General features: G+C 47.0%; 12 protein-coding genes. 7 read left to right on the top strand and 5 right to left on the bottom strand.

The features are described from left to right. Positions 1–63: 63 nt before the first annotated feature. Complete coding sequence (locus ACPEPR_RS09165) at positions 64–642, bottom strand: flavin reductase family protein (protein ID WP_423562343.1); 579 nt, start codon at positions 640–642, stop codon at positions 64–66. Between the two features lie 136 nt (positions 643–778). On the opposite strand from ACPEPR_RS09165, the gene ACPEPR_RS09160 reads away from it, so the two are divergent. Together ACPEPR_RS09160 and ACPEPR_RS09155 are read left to right on the top strand one after the other, a co-directional pair. Then, entirely contained in the window at positions 779–1,606 is an 828-nt protein-coding gene (locus ACPEPR_RS09160; protein WP_005178958.1) for a PhzF family phenazine biosynthesis protein, read from the top strand. Between the two features lie 121 nt (positions 1,607–1,727). Next, complete coding sequence (locus ACPEPR_RS09155; RefSeq protein ID WP_423562342.1) at positions 1,728–4,490, top strand: M16 family metallopeptidase; 2,763 nt, start codon at positions 1,728–1,730, stop codon at positions 4,488–4,490. 141 nt (positions 4,491–4,631) lie between these two features. Here the strand turns inward: ACPEPR_RS09155 and ACPEPR_RS09150 are convergent, their stop codons facing one another. Both ACPEPR_RS09150 and ACPEPR_RS09145 read right to left on the bottom strand, forming a co-directional pair. Further along, the gene (locus ACPEPR_RS09150) at positions 4,632–5,699 is read right to left on the bottom strand and encodes an amidohydrolase family protein (protein WP_160241186.1); all 1,068 of its coding nucleotides are present in this window, start codon (positions 5,697–5,699) and stop codon (positions 4,632–4,634) included. Positions 5,700–5,823: 124 nt separating this feature from the next. Next, positions 5,824–6,219, bottom strand: coding sequence for a DUF3144 domain-containing protein (locus ACPEPR_RS09145; RefSeq protein ID WP_005178954.1), 396 nt, complete (start codon positions 6,217–6,219; stop codon positions 5,824–5,826). Between the two features lie 108 nt (positions 6,220–6,327). Here ACPEPR_RS09145 and ACPEPR_RS09140 point away from each other — a divergent pair, with 108 nt between their 5' ends. After that, entirely contained in the window at positions 6,328–6,960 is a 633-nt protein-coding gene (locus ACPEPR_RS09140; protein WP_423562341.1) for a hypothetical protein, read from the top strand. A 22-nt stretch (positions 6,961–6,982) separates the two neighbouring features. Here the strand turns inward: ACPEPR_RS09140 and ACPEPR_RS09135 are convergent, their stop codons facing one another. Together ACPEPR_RS09135 and ACPEPR_RS09130 are read right to left on the bottom strand one after the other, a co-directional pair. Further along, positions 6,983–8,458, bottom strand: a complete 1,476-nt coding sequence (locus ACPEPR_RS09135) for a CHAD domain-containing protein (RefSeq protein WP_423562340.1) — start codon at positions 8,456–8,458, stop codon at positions 6,983–6,985. A gap of 113 nt (positions 8,459–8,571) precedes the next feature. Then, positions 8,572–10,029: an inorganic triphosphatase gene (locus tag ACPEPR_RS09130; RefSeq protein WP_423562339.1), complete on the bottom strand. Its 1,458-nt coding sequence runs from the start codon at positions 10,027–10,029 to the stop codon at positions 8,572–8,574. Between the two features lie 236 nt (positions 10,030–10,265). On the opposite strand from ACPEPR_RS09130, the gene ACPEPR_RS09125 reads away from it, so the two are divergent. The 4 genes from ACPEPR_RS09125 (at position 10,266) to ACPEPR_RS09110 (ending at position 13,631) form a co-directional block, all read left to right on the top strand. After that, positions 10,266–10,649 carry a DUF962 domain-containing protein gene (locus ACPEPR_RS09125; RefSeq protein WP_016659152.1) on the top strand — a complete coding sequence of 128 codons (384 nt, stop codon included), beginning with the start codon at positions 10,266–10,268 and terminating at the stop codon, positions 10,647–10,649. Between the two features lie 537 nt (positions 10,650–11,186). Continuing rightward, on the top strand, positions 11,187–11,807 hold the full coding sequence (thiE, locus tag ACPEPR_RS09120) for a thiamine phosphate synthase (RefSeq protein WP_016659151.1): 621 nt from the start codon (positions 11,187–11,189) through the stop codon (positions 11,805–11,807). A gap of 42 nt (positions 11,808–11,849) precedes the next feature. After that, positions 11,850–13,151: a glutamate-1-semialdehyde 2,1-aminomutase gene (gene hemL, locus ACPEPR_RS09115; protein ID WP_423562338.1), complete on the top strand. Its 1,302-nt coding sequence runs from the start codon at positions 11,850–11,852 to the stop codon at positions 13,149–13,151. Between the two features lie 63 nt (positions 13,152–13,214). After that, positions 13,215–13,631 (top strand): GlcG/HbpS family heme-binding protein, encoded by a 417-nt coding sequence (locus ACPEPR_RS09110; protein WP_180036664.1) that lies wholly within the window; start codon positions 13,215–13,217, stop codon positions 13,629–13,631. Positions 13,632–13,788 lie beyond the last annotated feature (157 nt).

The following is a 13,788-nucleotide window of genomic DNA, read 5'->3' as shown; positions in this document are numbered from 1 at the left end:
GGCGCGCGGGCTATTACAGTTGCGCGCTGATCTGGCCAATTTGTTTGCTAATCTAACAGCTGTTTATTCCACTGAAACCGGCTGACCAATGCTATAAAAATGCCCGCCGGCAATATGGTGGATACTTTTCCATTCATCGGCCACTTCATGATAATACCAGTGCCCGTCACGAAATACCCGCTGATCGGCATAGGCTGTAATGACTTTGCCTATAAACAGGTCATGGGTTTGCTGGTTGTGCGACTCCGGAATAAGTTCACAGATCAGCCAGGCGGCGCATCCGGCCACTGTCGGCACAGGAGAATGCTCAAACTGGAACAGCTCGACCCCACAGCGGTCCAGCTTGTTCGGTTCCTGAAACAGGCTGATGCTTCCCAGTTGATGCACCATCTTGAGCTGTTTTAAGGTCGGTACCTGCAAGGCAAAATAACCTGACTGTTCAATGATGGCGCGGGTTTTGGTGCTTTTATCCAGCACTACCGTAACTTTGGCAGGATTAAACTCAAGCGCACAGGCCCAGGCTGCAGCCATGACATCGGTTTCCTGCTGATCTTGCGCAGACACCAGCACGGTCGGACCATGATTAATCAAACGATAGGCCTTTTCCAAAGGTACAGTTTGCAGATCAGCAGGGAGCGTCATATTTTTTTATTCTTCAATCAGAGATCATTCCAGAGATATGCAGGAAAACAACAATTCTGCATTGTGCCGGGTGTTAAAACTTATATCATTGATGCATGCTTGAGAAAAAGCACAAAATACAGCGGGAGACAGATTCATGAAAATGTATCAGGTTGATGCATTCACAACAGCATTATTTAAGGGAAATCCGGCTGCAGTAATAGTGGTCGAAGACTGGCTTGATGACGCTTTAATGCAGAATATTGCACTGGAAAATAACCTTTCCGAAACTGCCTTTGTCAAGCCGATGGATGCTGAAAATTTCGAGATTCGCTGGTTTAGCCCCACAGTTGAAGTCGATTTTTGCGGCCATGCCACTTTGGCCAGCAGCTTTGTACTGTTTAAGGATTATACCCGCGCCAAAACCATTCATTTTCATGTCAAAAATTTAGGTCTTTTTATTGTCACGCAAGATGATGATGGCAAAATCCGCATGAATTTTCCAACCCGTGTGCCGGTACTGCAAGATGAATTTCCGGCGCAATTGCTGGATGTGATTGATCAGCCGGTTAAGGAAGTCTATTTAAATGCACAGGCCTATATTCTGGTACTGGAATCTGAGCAGGCAGTGTTAGCCGCCCAGCCCGATCTGGCCAAAATCCGGCAGATTGCAGAGCTGCATCAGGTCAGCACCGCAATTACCGCGACAGACCTAGATGTGGCCTTGACCGCGCCCTCTCAGGACTATGACTATATTGCTCGCTACTTTGCCCCGCATAAAGGGATTGATGAAGATCCGGTGACTGGTTCCATGCATACCGGTCTGGCGCCGTTATGGGCAGAAAAAACCGGCAAAACTGAACTGGTGGCTTATCAGGCTTCGGCGCGAGGTGGAATGCTGTACTGTGCCTTACAAGCAGAGCAGCGTATTGAAATTTCCGGTTATGCCAAATTATATCTGGTGGCCGAGTTATTTTTAGATTAAAACAGAACAGGGAAATCACGCTGGGTATGCCGGTGATTTTCAAACATAAGTCACAACAACAAACAATTTAATGCTGCAGTCATGCAAGCAGCTGCAGCAGGTAAAAGGTATTGAAAAAATTATGTTAATGCGGTTTAAACAGCTCAGCCTGTCTTTGCTGATCATGGGTGTGGGGGCTACGACATTTGCCCAGCCGGTGTTGGTAAAATCTGATCAGCAGATTGAAGAATACCGGCTGGATAATGGTTTTCGGGTGATTCTGGCGCCGAATGCCAAAGAAAATAAAGTGGTGATGAGTACCATCTACTTTACCGGTTCCCTGAATGATCCCCAAGGCAAAGGCGGTATGGCGCATTTACTGGAACATCTGGCGTTTAAAGGCACCCAGAATGTCCCGGGAGATGAATTCCAGCGCCGTTTAAACCAGTACACCTTAAGCAATAATGCCAGCACCGATTACTACTCGACCAAATATCTGAACACCATCCGCCCAGATCAGACAGCCATTAATGAGATGATTTATCTTGAAGCCGAGCGTATGGACAAGCTGGTGCTGCAAGAAAAATTTGTGCCGGCAGAAATTGCGATTGTGAAGCGTGAACGCGAAGTGCGTATGGATCAGCCCTATGCGGTGTTAATGGATCAGGTCTGGAAAGCGGCCTATGGCAACCAGTATCTGGGCCGTTTACCGATTGGTGATCTGAATGAGTTGCAGTCGATTCAGATGCCGGAATTGCAGCGTTTTTATCGTAACTGGTATGCACCGAATAATGCCGTGATGGTGCTGACCGGCAAGTTTGATAAAGCGCAGGTACTCAAGCAGATTGATCAGCATTTTAGTCCGCTGGCCAAACGCCAGATTCCGGCACAGGTCAAGGTGCCAGTGCTGGATGCCCGTACCATCAAAAACCGGGATTTTTTAGTGCAAAAAGGCAGCCAGCTGGCCAAGTTCAATATCTATTTAAATGGTCAGAACGGCCAGCATAAAACCGCTCTGGCGTTGGCGCCGTATTTATACACCATGCAGCCGAGCGGGCATTTGTATCAGGGCATGGTTGAAACCGGTATCAGCACCATGGTGCAATCGACCACCTGGCTGGATCAGGATTTTAATCTGGTCTTTATGGGTGCCTTGTATGCACCGACTCATAATGCCAAGCAGGTTGAAACTGCCTTGCAGCAGGGTGTCGAGCAGGGCAAAAATTTTAATCAGACCGAGCTGAACCGGGTCAAAACCCTGATTCGCAATAGCCAGGACAGTCTGTTTAGCAATGCCAGTGCTCTTGCCGGTATGCTAAGTGATTATGTGGTATCGGAGCAGGGCAACTGGGCACAGTATTTTGTCCATCAACAGGAATTACAGGCCTTAACGGTGGATCAGGTCAATACACGTTTACAGCAATTCCTGATTCCTGAACATCGTATGCGCGGGCATATTCAGCCGACACCAGAAGAGCAGAAAAAGGCCCAGCAACAGCAGGCTGCTGAACCGCTGAAAACCCTCGATCAAATGGATGTACAGGCCGAGCCACTCAAAGACATCAGCAGCTATGAGCAGGAAATTCAGCAGTATCTGCACACATCCAAACAGGCCTTAAGCCAGACTGAAGCCAAAATCCAGCGTGGCACACTGGCCAATGGCATGAAATATGCACTGTTTCCTACCTCGACCCGGGACGATAAAACCTACGCCACCATTATAGTCGATTTTGGCAATGAAAAATCGCTGTTTAATCAGGGCGAGATTATTGACCTGATGGCCTATTTAATGCTGCGTGCCTCAGATCAGTACAGCCTGCAGGATATTGCCGACAAATCGATTGACGCCGGTGGTTCAGCTTCGGCACAGGCCAATAGCAATGGCGTGGCCATTTCGATTGTGGCCAAAAAAGATAAATTTGATGAGTTTTTCAGATTTGTCTTGGAAATCATGAAAAAGCCGCTGTTTGAACAGGCCCAGTTTGATCTGATCAAGGCACAAAGTCTGGCCAGTCTGGACCGGCCGTATACCGAGCCGGAAACCGTGGCTGCCTTAAATATGGCACGTTTGATCGAGCGTTATCAGCCGGGAGATTTGCGTTATCACTTCGAGCCGGAATTTGCCAAGCAGCAGTTGACCCAGGCCAGCAATGAGAAAGTCAAACAGCTGTATCGGCAGTTTTTTGCCATGGATCATGCCCGGATTGCCATTACCGGCGATTATGAGGCCAAGCCGGTTCTCAAGCTGTTGCAACAGCAGTTTGCCACTTGGAACGGAGCACAGCCGTATCAGCGTTTAAGCGTGCCGTATAACAGCTATGCGGCGCAAAAACAGCATGTACTGTCCGAACAGCGTGAGTTTGGCAGTTATCAGGGCGTGATGACCCTGCCCGTGGGAAATGATCATCCCGATGCAGCCGCATTAATGGTCATGAGTCATATTTTAGGGGACTCACAACTGACCTCACGTCTGGCGCAAGAGCTGCGTGAAAAAAATGCGCTGGTCTACAGTTTTGGCAGTTCGCTCAGTTTAAGCAGCTTTGAAAATTCTGGTGCCCTCAGTGTGAGTGCCAACTATACTGCCGGTAAAGCGGCGCAGTTGTCGCAGGCGGTACATAAAGTCTTTCAGGAGTTGCGCAAAAATGGCGTGACTGCACAGGAAGTAGCGGCGGCCAAGGCTGACATTCTGAAACAGCGTGTCACAGCGCTGGAAGATGAGCGCCGTATTCACCGGATGCTGGTGGCACAGCTGGAACTTGACCGTGATTTACCGTATCGGGAAAAACGTGATCAGGCCATTGCCCGACTCAGCAAAGCCGATATTGATGCGGTGATCCAGAAATATCTGCTGCCGCAACATTGGGTCGAAGTCATGGCTGATCAATATGGTCAGCCGGTAAAATAAGTGCTGATTACAGATCATTCATATAAAAAATCTCCCTAAACGGGAGATTTTTATGAAGCCGGTTATGTTGGCACTGATCCCATCTGCCAGCAATCCTTATAGGTGCTATGAGTAAGTATGAGGTGAATTTATCATAGAGAATTAGAGCCGATAGAATTGTTTGGCATTATCATGGAACACCTGCGCTAATGCCTGCGGATGATACGTCGCCACCACATCGCTAAAGGCATCAATAATCGTGACTAAGTCACTGCTGACCCGATCCATCGGGAAATTGGAACCAAACATCACCCGATACATACCAAAACTTTTCAGCGCGTGCTGAATCAGCGGGGCAGTTAAATCAATAATTTCCTGTTTTGAGGCCAGCCGTTGCTGCTGGTGAAACTGATGGCCCAGTACCGGCATAAACAGCCCCGACAATTTGGTATAGACATTCGGGCAGCGCGCCAGTTCAGCCAGGTCTTCCTGCCAGCGAAACAGGATATTGTCGCGCGCAGTTTGGGTAATACCGGTATGCGAGCCGACCGGACCAAACAGACCGGCCGGTGTACCGAGGTGATCCAGCACAATTGAGGTTTCCGGAAACTGTTTTGCCAGGGCAATCACATCTTCCAGCTGGCTGGAATAGACCCAGGCATCAAAACTTAAATTATGCTGTGCCAGTAGTTCAAAGCCTTTCAGAAATTTTTTGTCACGGTATAAATGCGGATCATCGGCCCAGGCATAAATGTCTTTATCTTCATGAACCGCAGCCATTTTACGAATCCCGCGAAAATGTTGCGGCGCCGCTTTCTGATGCATTTTCAGAATCTGCTTGAACTGGCTGTCACGCGGGTCGGCCGTGGCCACCACTGCACCCAGCTGGATACCATTTTTGGTAAAATCCAGCGACTCAATAAAACGGGTTTCTCCAACCACACCTTTGCCTTTGTGGTCATGCCAGCTGGCCTCCACATGCACCACTTTTTCAACCGGATAAAAGCCGACATCGCGGCAATAATGCTCGGGCAAATAGGGGGCAGTGACATGCTGGGTATGTCCCAGGGTGTCAATCAGCGCTTTGGATTTTAGCGTACGGATGGTTTTATCCAGTAAGCGTGGATATTTCCCCAGCAGCTTGACCGCCAAGCGTGCGCTGTGTGGTGTGTTATACGGGTCCCATTGATGAATATGCGCATCAATCAGTGCAAATCCAAGATTTTGCATAGCAGGTTGGTTTGATCCTTGAAGATGTCTATTTTATTCAAAGCCAAGTCTGCAAAAAAGAAAAGGGTATTTATCGAAAAGATGACATTAAAAAAGCCCAACAGGGTGGACTTTTTTTAGCAATTTAATGATCGTGATCATGTTTGTGTTTATTGCTGTGAAATTCTTCATTACGACGGAAACGTAAATAGTTCTCGAACTGTTCACAGTATTCATCATAATTGTCTTCCAGCATCATCTGGAACTGCTGCAAAATGTAGGACATGACCTGATCTTTGGCAGCACGCATTTCCTCACCATCTTTGAAGTTATTGGCTGCGACCCAGGTATTAAAACGCGCCGTGCCGAACAACATGGCAGCGCTGACCTGACCGCGTTTTTCCGCTGGTTGTTCCTGTGAGCCTTTTTCGACGCGACAAAATTCGTTGGCCTGTTTGATAAATTCATCAGCACGTTCAAAGAAAGCAGCATTTAACGCTTCTTCTTCGGTAACATCGGTTGCTTCAATCTTTTGAACCATGAATTTTTCCTAAGCTAAAATCATAAACAATAATTATAGGCAAAGCCTTGCAGAAACTAAACCTTTGTCTTACTCTAAAAATAGCCTAAGCAAGAAAAAGGAATCACGATGCAAGATGCAATTGCGGTTCAAAGTCTAAAAAGTGATATTGCGCTGCTGCGACAAAACATCTGGCCGCCGGTACATCTGGCCAATGTAGAAGGGCTGCCAATTTATTATGGCAATCCGGCTGAAGTTGAAGCCTATTTCCAGCAATGGTCCGGATTGATTGAGCGGGCACAAGAGCTGTTTCAGCCCTTTATGGAAGATGAAGTGCTGGCTGCCATTCATCTGCCAAGTCACTTAAACCTGCCTTTATTTTTCTTTCATGTTGACCGAATCCGGATTAATAAAACCCGGGCCAAAGAATCAAAAACTTTTCGCGGTCTGGCCAGCTTGATGGAAAAGTGCGGCCAGTTTGATGCTACGCAGATGCTGGCGATGAAACAGTGGCTGGAGAGTGACGACAGCGCCGCACTGGTGGCACACCGTGAGTTTATTGATTTGCGTACCTATGTGTTTCAGCATGGGCAAAGTGAATACACCCGCACTCGTTTTTATGTCAACGGTATTGTGCTGAGTGTCGAACCGCATTTTCAGCTGGTGGATGCCCGGGAAAAACCGCGCAAGCAGCGGAGCGATAGTTATCATGATCCGCTGGCCGATAACGGTACCTGGAAGGTATTTGGCAAGTACCGCTAAATGATTATCTCCGTGCTGGGCTTTAGTCCGACCAGAAGGTTTTGCTGCGGGTAAATTCCAGCAAATGCTGCTGGGCTTCGGCCAGAACATGCTTTTGCTCGGCAGCAATCCAGCCCAGAACAAACCAGGCCTGTGGGTTTTGCTGAACCTCATGTTGAAACAGGGCTTCGGCCACCACCAGATCATTAAACTGCCCCAAAGATTCCTGTGCCGGTTTCAGTGCTTTCAGATACTGTTTGACGGCATCCGCTTCAAATAAAGAGGCAATAAACTCGACTGAATAACGCAGGCGTTTGACTCGTTTGCGGGTGCGGTGCTTCTGTTCACTGTCAAGATGTTCAAACTGCACGGCATCCTGACAAATTTGCCGGTGCATTTTTGCAAGCTGTTTCCGTACCTGTTTTTTCAGCGATTGATCATCTTCATGTGCTGTGCACTGGCTAAACTGTAGCAGCTCCAGCAAGAGGCGCACTGTTTCTGGCGCGCGAAATAGTGCATCAATTTCATCGCTGCTTTCGCTACTTGCTGGCAGTTCCGCGAGGGGAGAGCCGGCCTTGGCCAGACGTGGCATCAGGCTTTCACTCAGCGCATCGCGGTCGCGGGTGGAACCAAGTTGCCGGAACAGTTCTGCCAATTGCGCTTGCCATTCGGGTTGTACCTGTTCGGACCAGTGACCAAAGATTTTCAGCGCGCTGCGTAAACGGCGAATGGCCACACGGGCCTGATGTACATGACCACTCTGATAATGATTGTCGGCAATCGCCGTGGCATTTGGTAATAAATGAGTCAGACAGTTGCTGACAATTTTGGCCAGCGCGCGGCTACTCGAATCATGTTTATCGAGGCTAAAAGGTGTTCGATGTTGAACGGGCAAGATGTCCTGCTGATTCTTGAGCATCTGACCGCGCTGTGATTTGCTGCGAACATCAAGCCAGAGCTGATAGCGTTTTACCCATGGCTGCACAAAATCAATCAGGTCGCTAACATCGCCATGTTTCAGTTCAAACTCGACTTCGTAAATATCGCTTTGTGCTGTTGGTGTGCGGACTTCGCCCTGATCAAACGCCAGTTCAATTGCACTGTCTTTGACTTGTTCAAGCACAATCAGGCGTTGCACATCGGTTTCAAATTGCAGCTCCAGACCGGTATTTTTTAAATCGGCCTTTTTCAGCTCCAGCGCCTGTTTTAGCAAGGTTTGCGCCTGTTTATGTTCCTGATACAGGCTTAGATCCAGCTGCTCCGGTTCATCTGGGCCGAGGGCCAGTTCCAGTTCAAAACGCTCAAAATGATGCTGCCCCGGTGCTTTTAAGGTCTGACACCAGCGTTGACCTTCCAGACGCTGACGCAGGGCGATGGCATGCTGTGCCAGCTGCTGCTCAGGACTGTCATAATATTTGGCCCACAGCTGCATTGGCACGGCTTTTTTCTTGGCAATGGCTTTTTCAAAGGCGCGGCGCTGATGCACCGGCACCTGAAATTTCAGTTCGATTTCCGCCATAACCAACTCCTGCAATTTTTATTCTTGATTGACCTTACTATAGGCCAAGCCATGCATAAAAAGTAGCCATAAAGCGTATTCTTTTGTCTGGCCGGAGCGGAGAGTGGCTGAACTTACTTAATAAATTTGCGGCTGACCAGGAATTGTTCGGTGGCATCCAGCAAAGCTTGCGCATGGACTTCCTGTTTTGCGGTCAGCCAGCCGAGTACAAACCAGTCGCTGGCTTCCAGCTCAGTTTGCTGGATATACAGCGCAGCGGAGGAGAGAACCTGATATTCCTGCGCGGCCAGTTGGGCATCGTTCAGGGCTTTGCTGTACTTTTGCAGGTTTTTAACATCATAGATCGTGGTGAGTACCGGGAAAATAAATTTCAGGGCATTAATTTTCTGCGCTAGTTGATCCAGACTGTCAAAATCGGTCAGGCTGGTCTGGTTTAGCTGTTCTTGCAGTAATTTATATTGATGTTGCAAAGTCTGCTGGGCGGCCTGTTTTAAATCCTGCGCAGGGTGGGAGGCATCTTCATCCAGGCTAAACATCAACAGTTCCAGATAATGATGTACATTCTGGGTCGATTTCACCAGATTGGCCAGTTTCTCTTTAGCATATAAAATATCTTTGGCCAGATTCGAGGCGGTATTCGGATTCTGCAAAAAGGTGCCGAGGGTATTTTGCATGTGCTCTAAATGTTGCAGCTGGTCAAACTGCTGTCTAAACGCCAGTAACTGATTGGCCCATTTTTCCGAAATAGACGCACTCCAGTCTTTGAGCAAATGCACGGTTAAATACAGCTGATTCAGTGCATTTTGCGCCTGTACAATATGCTCGGCTTCATTAACACCCGCTGAAATAGCCGCAATGTTCGGTAGTAAATGCTGCAATTGCTGGGCAATTAACAGTCTTAAATTCTGATCGGCTGAGGCTTTTTTATTTAAACGGAATTCTTCAGCCAGACGCGGCGGGCTGACTTGTAAGTCTAAAGCCAGCAAATTGCCCATTTCGGCCTTGCTGCGCACATCTAACCAGAGCTGGTATTTCTTGACCCATTCAAAACAGAAGGCCAGCAGTGCCTGCACTGAACCGGATTTTAATTCAAACTCAATTTCATGGACGGGATATTCACGTTCACCACTGCGAATACAGCCCACATCTAAACTGGCTTCAATCTCCACTTCATCTAGCTGGATAACACGCGAAGTACGCGTAATATCGGTTTCAAATTGCAGTTGCAGCGGGCTTTCAGTCTGCGTGAGGACTGTATCTAGTAGCTGTCTGGCTTCAGGAGCGGCATCGTAAATGCTTAAATTAAGCGCAGGTAGCTGGTGCAGTTCGCCCAGGTCATGATTATGTTCAAAACGTTCAATATGGGTTTTACCGGCTTTTAGTGTCTGCACCCAGCGAGTGCCTTCCAAGCGTTGTCTCAGCGCAATACCATGCTGTGCCAGCAGGCGATCGGCAGTGTCATAATATCGGGCTTGCAGCGAAATGCTTTCAGATTTCTTAGGATCCAGCGCTTTGAGTAAGGCATTACGGCGCGCATCAGGAATTTGAAATTTTAATTCAATCTCGGTCATTCAATTGGTCCTAAAAAATTGAGCAATACAGCAAAAAATTGGCTTTCTGGCAGATGACGCCGCTATACCAAATTATTATCAAGTGTCCAGAAAAGGCGTTCATTGTTTAAGGCTTCTGATTGTAACCAAAATCTGTCCTGAAAAAAGCAGCCAGAAAAATAGCGCGAACAAAGTGGCTTTTATTTGTACAGAAAATGCGGTAATTTGAGCAAGAACAAAGCATCAGGATGATGAATATGAACGCACCCCTCAACACCGAATGGGCAAAAAAACCGGATGACACGCCTCAAGGTCCAATTCAAAATTATCACGAGTTTTATCGTTTTTATTTAACCGAACACCGCAATATCATGAGCCGGCGTCTGCATATGCTGGGCAGTGGTATCGGCCTGATCTGCCTGACGCAAATGGTCAGGCAGCGGAAGCCACGCTACTTTGTCTATGGACTGGTGGCTGGTTATGCCTGCGCCTGGGTCGGTCATTTTTTCTTTGAAAAAAACAAGCCAGCCAGCTTTAAACAGCCACTGTATAGCTTTATTTCTGACTGGCGAATGTTTGCCGACATTCTGCGTGGCAACCTAAGTCTTAAAGACCGCGCACTGGATAAAATTGACAGCTAATCTTCATTTTTCGAGCAAAACTAAAACTTTCGGTCAAAAATAAGATGAATAGTCAAAAAATTCATTGAAATTGTAGAGTGAATGTTCTATTAATTGAAGCAATGCAGAGTGTATGACACTTTGATGACATCAGTTTTTAACTTTCCAAGCCTGGAGTGACCTTTCTCCGGGCTTTTTTTATAGCTGGAATCATTGAAATAAAAAGAATGAAGAGAGTCAAAAGAGTGTGGACGTGCTAGCGTTTGATCACATTTCCCCAAATGCGTCCTGGCATCAAATTCTAGTACGTCCATGAGACCATGAATGCACGTTGGTTGTTATTGATATAAAAAAATAAAAAACAACAACTTATATCGTTATTATTGAGAGTCTTAGTAAATACCGAAACCGGCGCTGACTCTATCCCCAATACTAGGGATTTTGCATAAAAATCTGAACTGAAACAAAGCATCAGCGAAAATACAGGCAAGGCCTGCTCTTGAGCTGTAACTATGTAATAATGAGAGCCAATTTTTTGAGGTGTTTCAGGCAGGCAAAATGCGTGGCTTATATTTAATTACCAATGATGATCCGATTGAACTGCTTTTAGCCAAACTTGAAGGTGCAATGGCGACCTATGAAGTTGCAGTCTTGCAATATCGCCGTAAAAAGGTGGCAAAAGAAGATCAGGCTTATGAAATTGAATATATGAAATCATTGTGTGCACAGTACAAAGTGCCATTTGTGATTAATGATGATTTGGAAGCTGCGGTAAAATATGGTGTTGGCGTGCATTTGGGTCAAGATGATGGCTCAATTGTCGAAGCCGCGGCACGTTTACCAAAGAATGTCCTGATTGGCCGCAGCTGTAACAATTCACTTGAACTGGCAGAGCAGGCCATTGCCGATGGCGCTAACTATGTGGCATTTGGGGCAATTTTCGCCACCGATACTAAGCCGGAAGCCGGCAATATTGGTCTAGAAACCTTAAAGCAGGCCAAAGCAAAACTGAATGTACCGATCTGCGCGATTGGTGGTTTAACCGTTGAAAATGGTCAGCAGGTGATTGATGCCGGTGCAGACCTTTGTGCGGTGATTAGTGATATATTAGGTCGTCCGATGCATACCGTTGCTCAACGCGTATATGACTGGTCTGAACTATTTAAAAAGGCGGTTTAAGCCGAAATTTTTGTCTGATTTTATTTTGAGTTGAGTCGATTCATGAGCCTATCTCCAAAGCAAGAACAATTATTTAAACAAGCCAGCAAACATATTCCAGGTGGCGTGAACTCACCGGTACGTGCGTTCAATGGTGTAGGCGGCACGCCGGTCTTTATTGAAAAAGCCCAAGGCGCATATTTATATGATGTAGATGGTAAACGCTATGTCGATTATGTCGGTTCATGGGGGCCAATGATTTTGGGTCATGCCCATCCAGCGATTATTAAAGCGGTGCAGGATGCTGCAGTAGACGGTTTAAGTTTTGGTGCGCCAACTGTTCATGAAACGACGCTGGCCGATATTATCTGTGACATCATGCCATCAATTGAACTGGTGCGTATGACCAACTCCGGTACAGAAGCCACCATGACCGCGATTCGTCTGGCACGTGGTTATACCGGCCGTGACAAGATCGTGAAATTTGAGGGCTGTTACCACGGTCACTCAGATTCATTACTGGTGAAAGCCGGTTCTGGCCTGTTAACCAAAGGTGAGGGTGAAGCGACCTCTGCCGGTGTTCCTGCGGATTTTGCCAAACACACCTTAACCCTGCCATATAACGATATTGCCACCTTAAAAGAATGCTTTGCCAAGTTTGGTTCAGAAATTGCCGGGGTGATTGTGGAACCGGTTGCCGGTAACATGAACCTGGTTGCGCCAATTGATGGTTTCTTGCAAGCCATTCGTGATGTCTGTGATGAACATGGCTCGGTGTTTATTATTGATGAAGTGATGACCGGTTTCCGTGTTGGCTTAGGCGGTGCGCAGGCGCATTATGGCGTTACCCCAGATTTAACCACCTTGGGTAAAATCATTGGTGCCGGCTTACCGGTCGGTGCTTTCGGTGGTAAACGCGAAGTGATGGAATGTATTGCACCACTGGGTAAGGTGTATCAGGCCGGAACATTGTCGGGGAACCCGCTGGCGATGCGTGCCGGTATCGAGATGTTTAAACATCTGCGTGAGCCAGGCTTCTATGAAAAATTAAGAGCACAACTGGAAAAACTGCTGGCCGGTTTACAGGCAGCGGCAGATGAAGCCGGTATCGCGTTTAAGACCCAGCAAGTGGGTGCAATGTTTGGTCTGTACTTTACCGATCAGGACGATATCACCAGCTTTGATTCGATGCTGAAATGCGATGTCGACGCTTTCCGTAAATTCTTCCACGGCATGTTAGAGCGTGGCGTGAACCTGGCACCATCTGCATTTGAAGCCGGCTTTATTTCAAGCGCGCACAGCGATGAAGATATCGAGTTTACTATTCAGGCGGCAAAAGCCACTTTTGCTGAGATGAAAGCGTAAATTTGACCTCTCCCTAACCCTCTCCTAAAAGGAGAGGGAAGCTTCAGTTAATTCGAGATCAAAATGAAAACCAAACATTATTTGACTTTAAGTGATGCTGAATTTCTATTAAATGAAGCGCATCAATATGCGATACAGCATAACTTTAATGTCAGTATTGCCGTGGTGGATGAAACGGGCAGTTTACTGGCCATGAAACGTATGGATGGGGCAGCACCAATGACTGCAAATCTAGCCATCGAAAAAGCCAAATGTTCTGCCATGAGTCGCCATGCATCCAAACTGTTTGAAGATATTATCAAAGGCGGTCAGATGGGCTTCCTGACCATGGAATCATTTTCAGGGATGCTAGAAGGTGGTGAACCGATTATGTATCAAGGGCAGCTCGTCGGTGCGATGGGTGTGTCGGGTGTGAAGTCGTTTGAAGATGCGGAGATTGCACGGGTAGCGATTGAGAAGTTTGTGGCACAGCAAAGTTAATTCAAGAAAAAAATTGATTAGCTCAACTCAATAAATTCATCCAAAGTTGTACCAAAATGAAGCGTGGAACGTTAAATATGAATTAAAAAGCCCAATCGCTAATGATTGGGCTTGCCTATATACAATAAAATTATGATTTAAAAAGGAAATCAAAAGA

It is taken from the genome of Acinetobacter sp. AND/436, assembly GCF_049546925.1.
Taxonomy (GTDB): domain Bacteria; phylum Pseudomonadota; class Gammaproteobacteria; order Pseudomonadales; family Moraxellaceae; genus Acinetobacter; species Acinetobacter indicus.
This window is presented reverse-complemented; position numbering and strand designations above follow the sequence as displayed.

Excerpts from the sequence above, each read along its gene's own strand:
- ACPEPR_RS09165 (WP_423562343.1), bottom strand. The coding sequence starts at position 642 with ATGACGCTCCCTGCTGATCTGCAAACTGTACCTTTGGAAAAGGCCTAT.
- ACPEPR_RS09160 (WP_005178958.1), top strand. The coding sequence starts at position 779 with ATGAAAATGTATCAGGTTGATGCATTCACAACAGCATTATTTAAGGGA.
- ACPEPR_RS09155 (WP_423562342.1), top strand. The coding sequence starts at position 1,728 with ATGTTAATGCGGTTTAAACAGCTCAGCCTGTCTTTGCTGATCATGGGT.
- ACPEPR_RS09150 (WP_160241186.1), bottom strand. The coding sequence starts at position 5,699 with ATGCAAAATCTTGGATTTGCACTGATTGATGCGCATATTCATCAATGG.
- ACPEPR_RS09145 (WP_005178954.1), bottom strand. The coding sequence starts at position 6,219 with ATGGTTCAAAAGATTGAAGCAACCGATGTTACCGAAGAAGAAGCGTTA.
- ACPEPR_RS09140 (WP_423562341.1), top strand. The coding sequence starts at position 6,328 with ATGCAAGATGCAATTGCGGTTCAAAGTCTAAAAAGTGATATTGCGCTG.
- ACPEPR_RS09135 (WP_423562340.1), bottom strand. The coding sequence starts at position 8,458 with ATGGCGGAAATCGAACTGAAATTTCAGGTGCCGGTGCATCAGCGCCGC.
- ACPEPR_RS09130 (WP_423562339.1), bottom strand. The coding sequence starts at position 10,029 with ATGACCGAGATTGAATTAAAATTTCAAATTCCTGATGCGCGCCGTAAT.
- ACPEPR_RS09125 (WP_016659152.1), top strand. The coding sequence starts at position 10,266 with ATGAACGCACCCCTCAACACCGAATGGGCAAAAAAACCGGATGACACG.
- thiE (WP_016659151.1), top strand. The coding sequence starts at position 11,187 with ATGCGTGGCTTATATTTAATTACCAATGATGATCCGATTGAACTGCTT.
- hemL (WP_423562338.1), top strand. The coding sequence starts at position 11,850 with ATGAGCCTATCTCCAAAGCAAGAACAATTATTTAAACAAGCCAGCAAA.
- ACPEPR_RS09110 (WP_180036664.1), top strand. The coding sequence starts at position 13,215 with ATGAAAACCAAACATTATTTGACTTTAAGTGATGCTGAATTTCTATTA.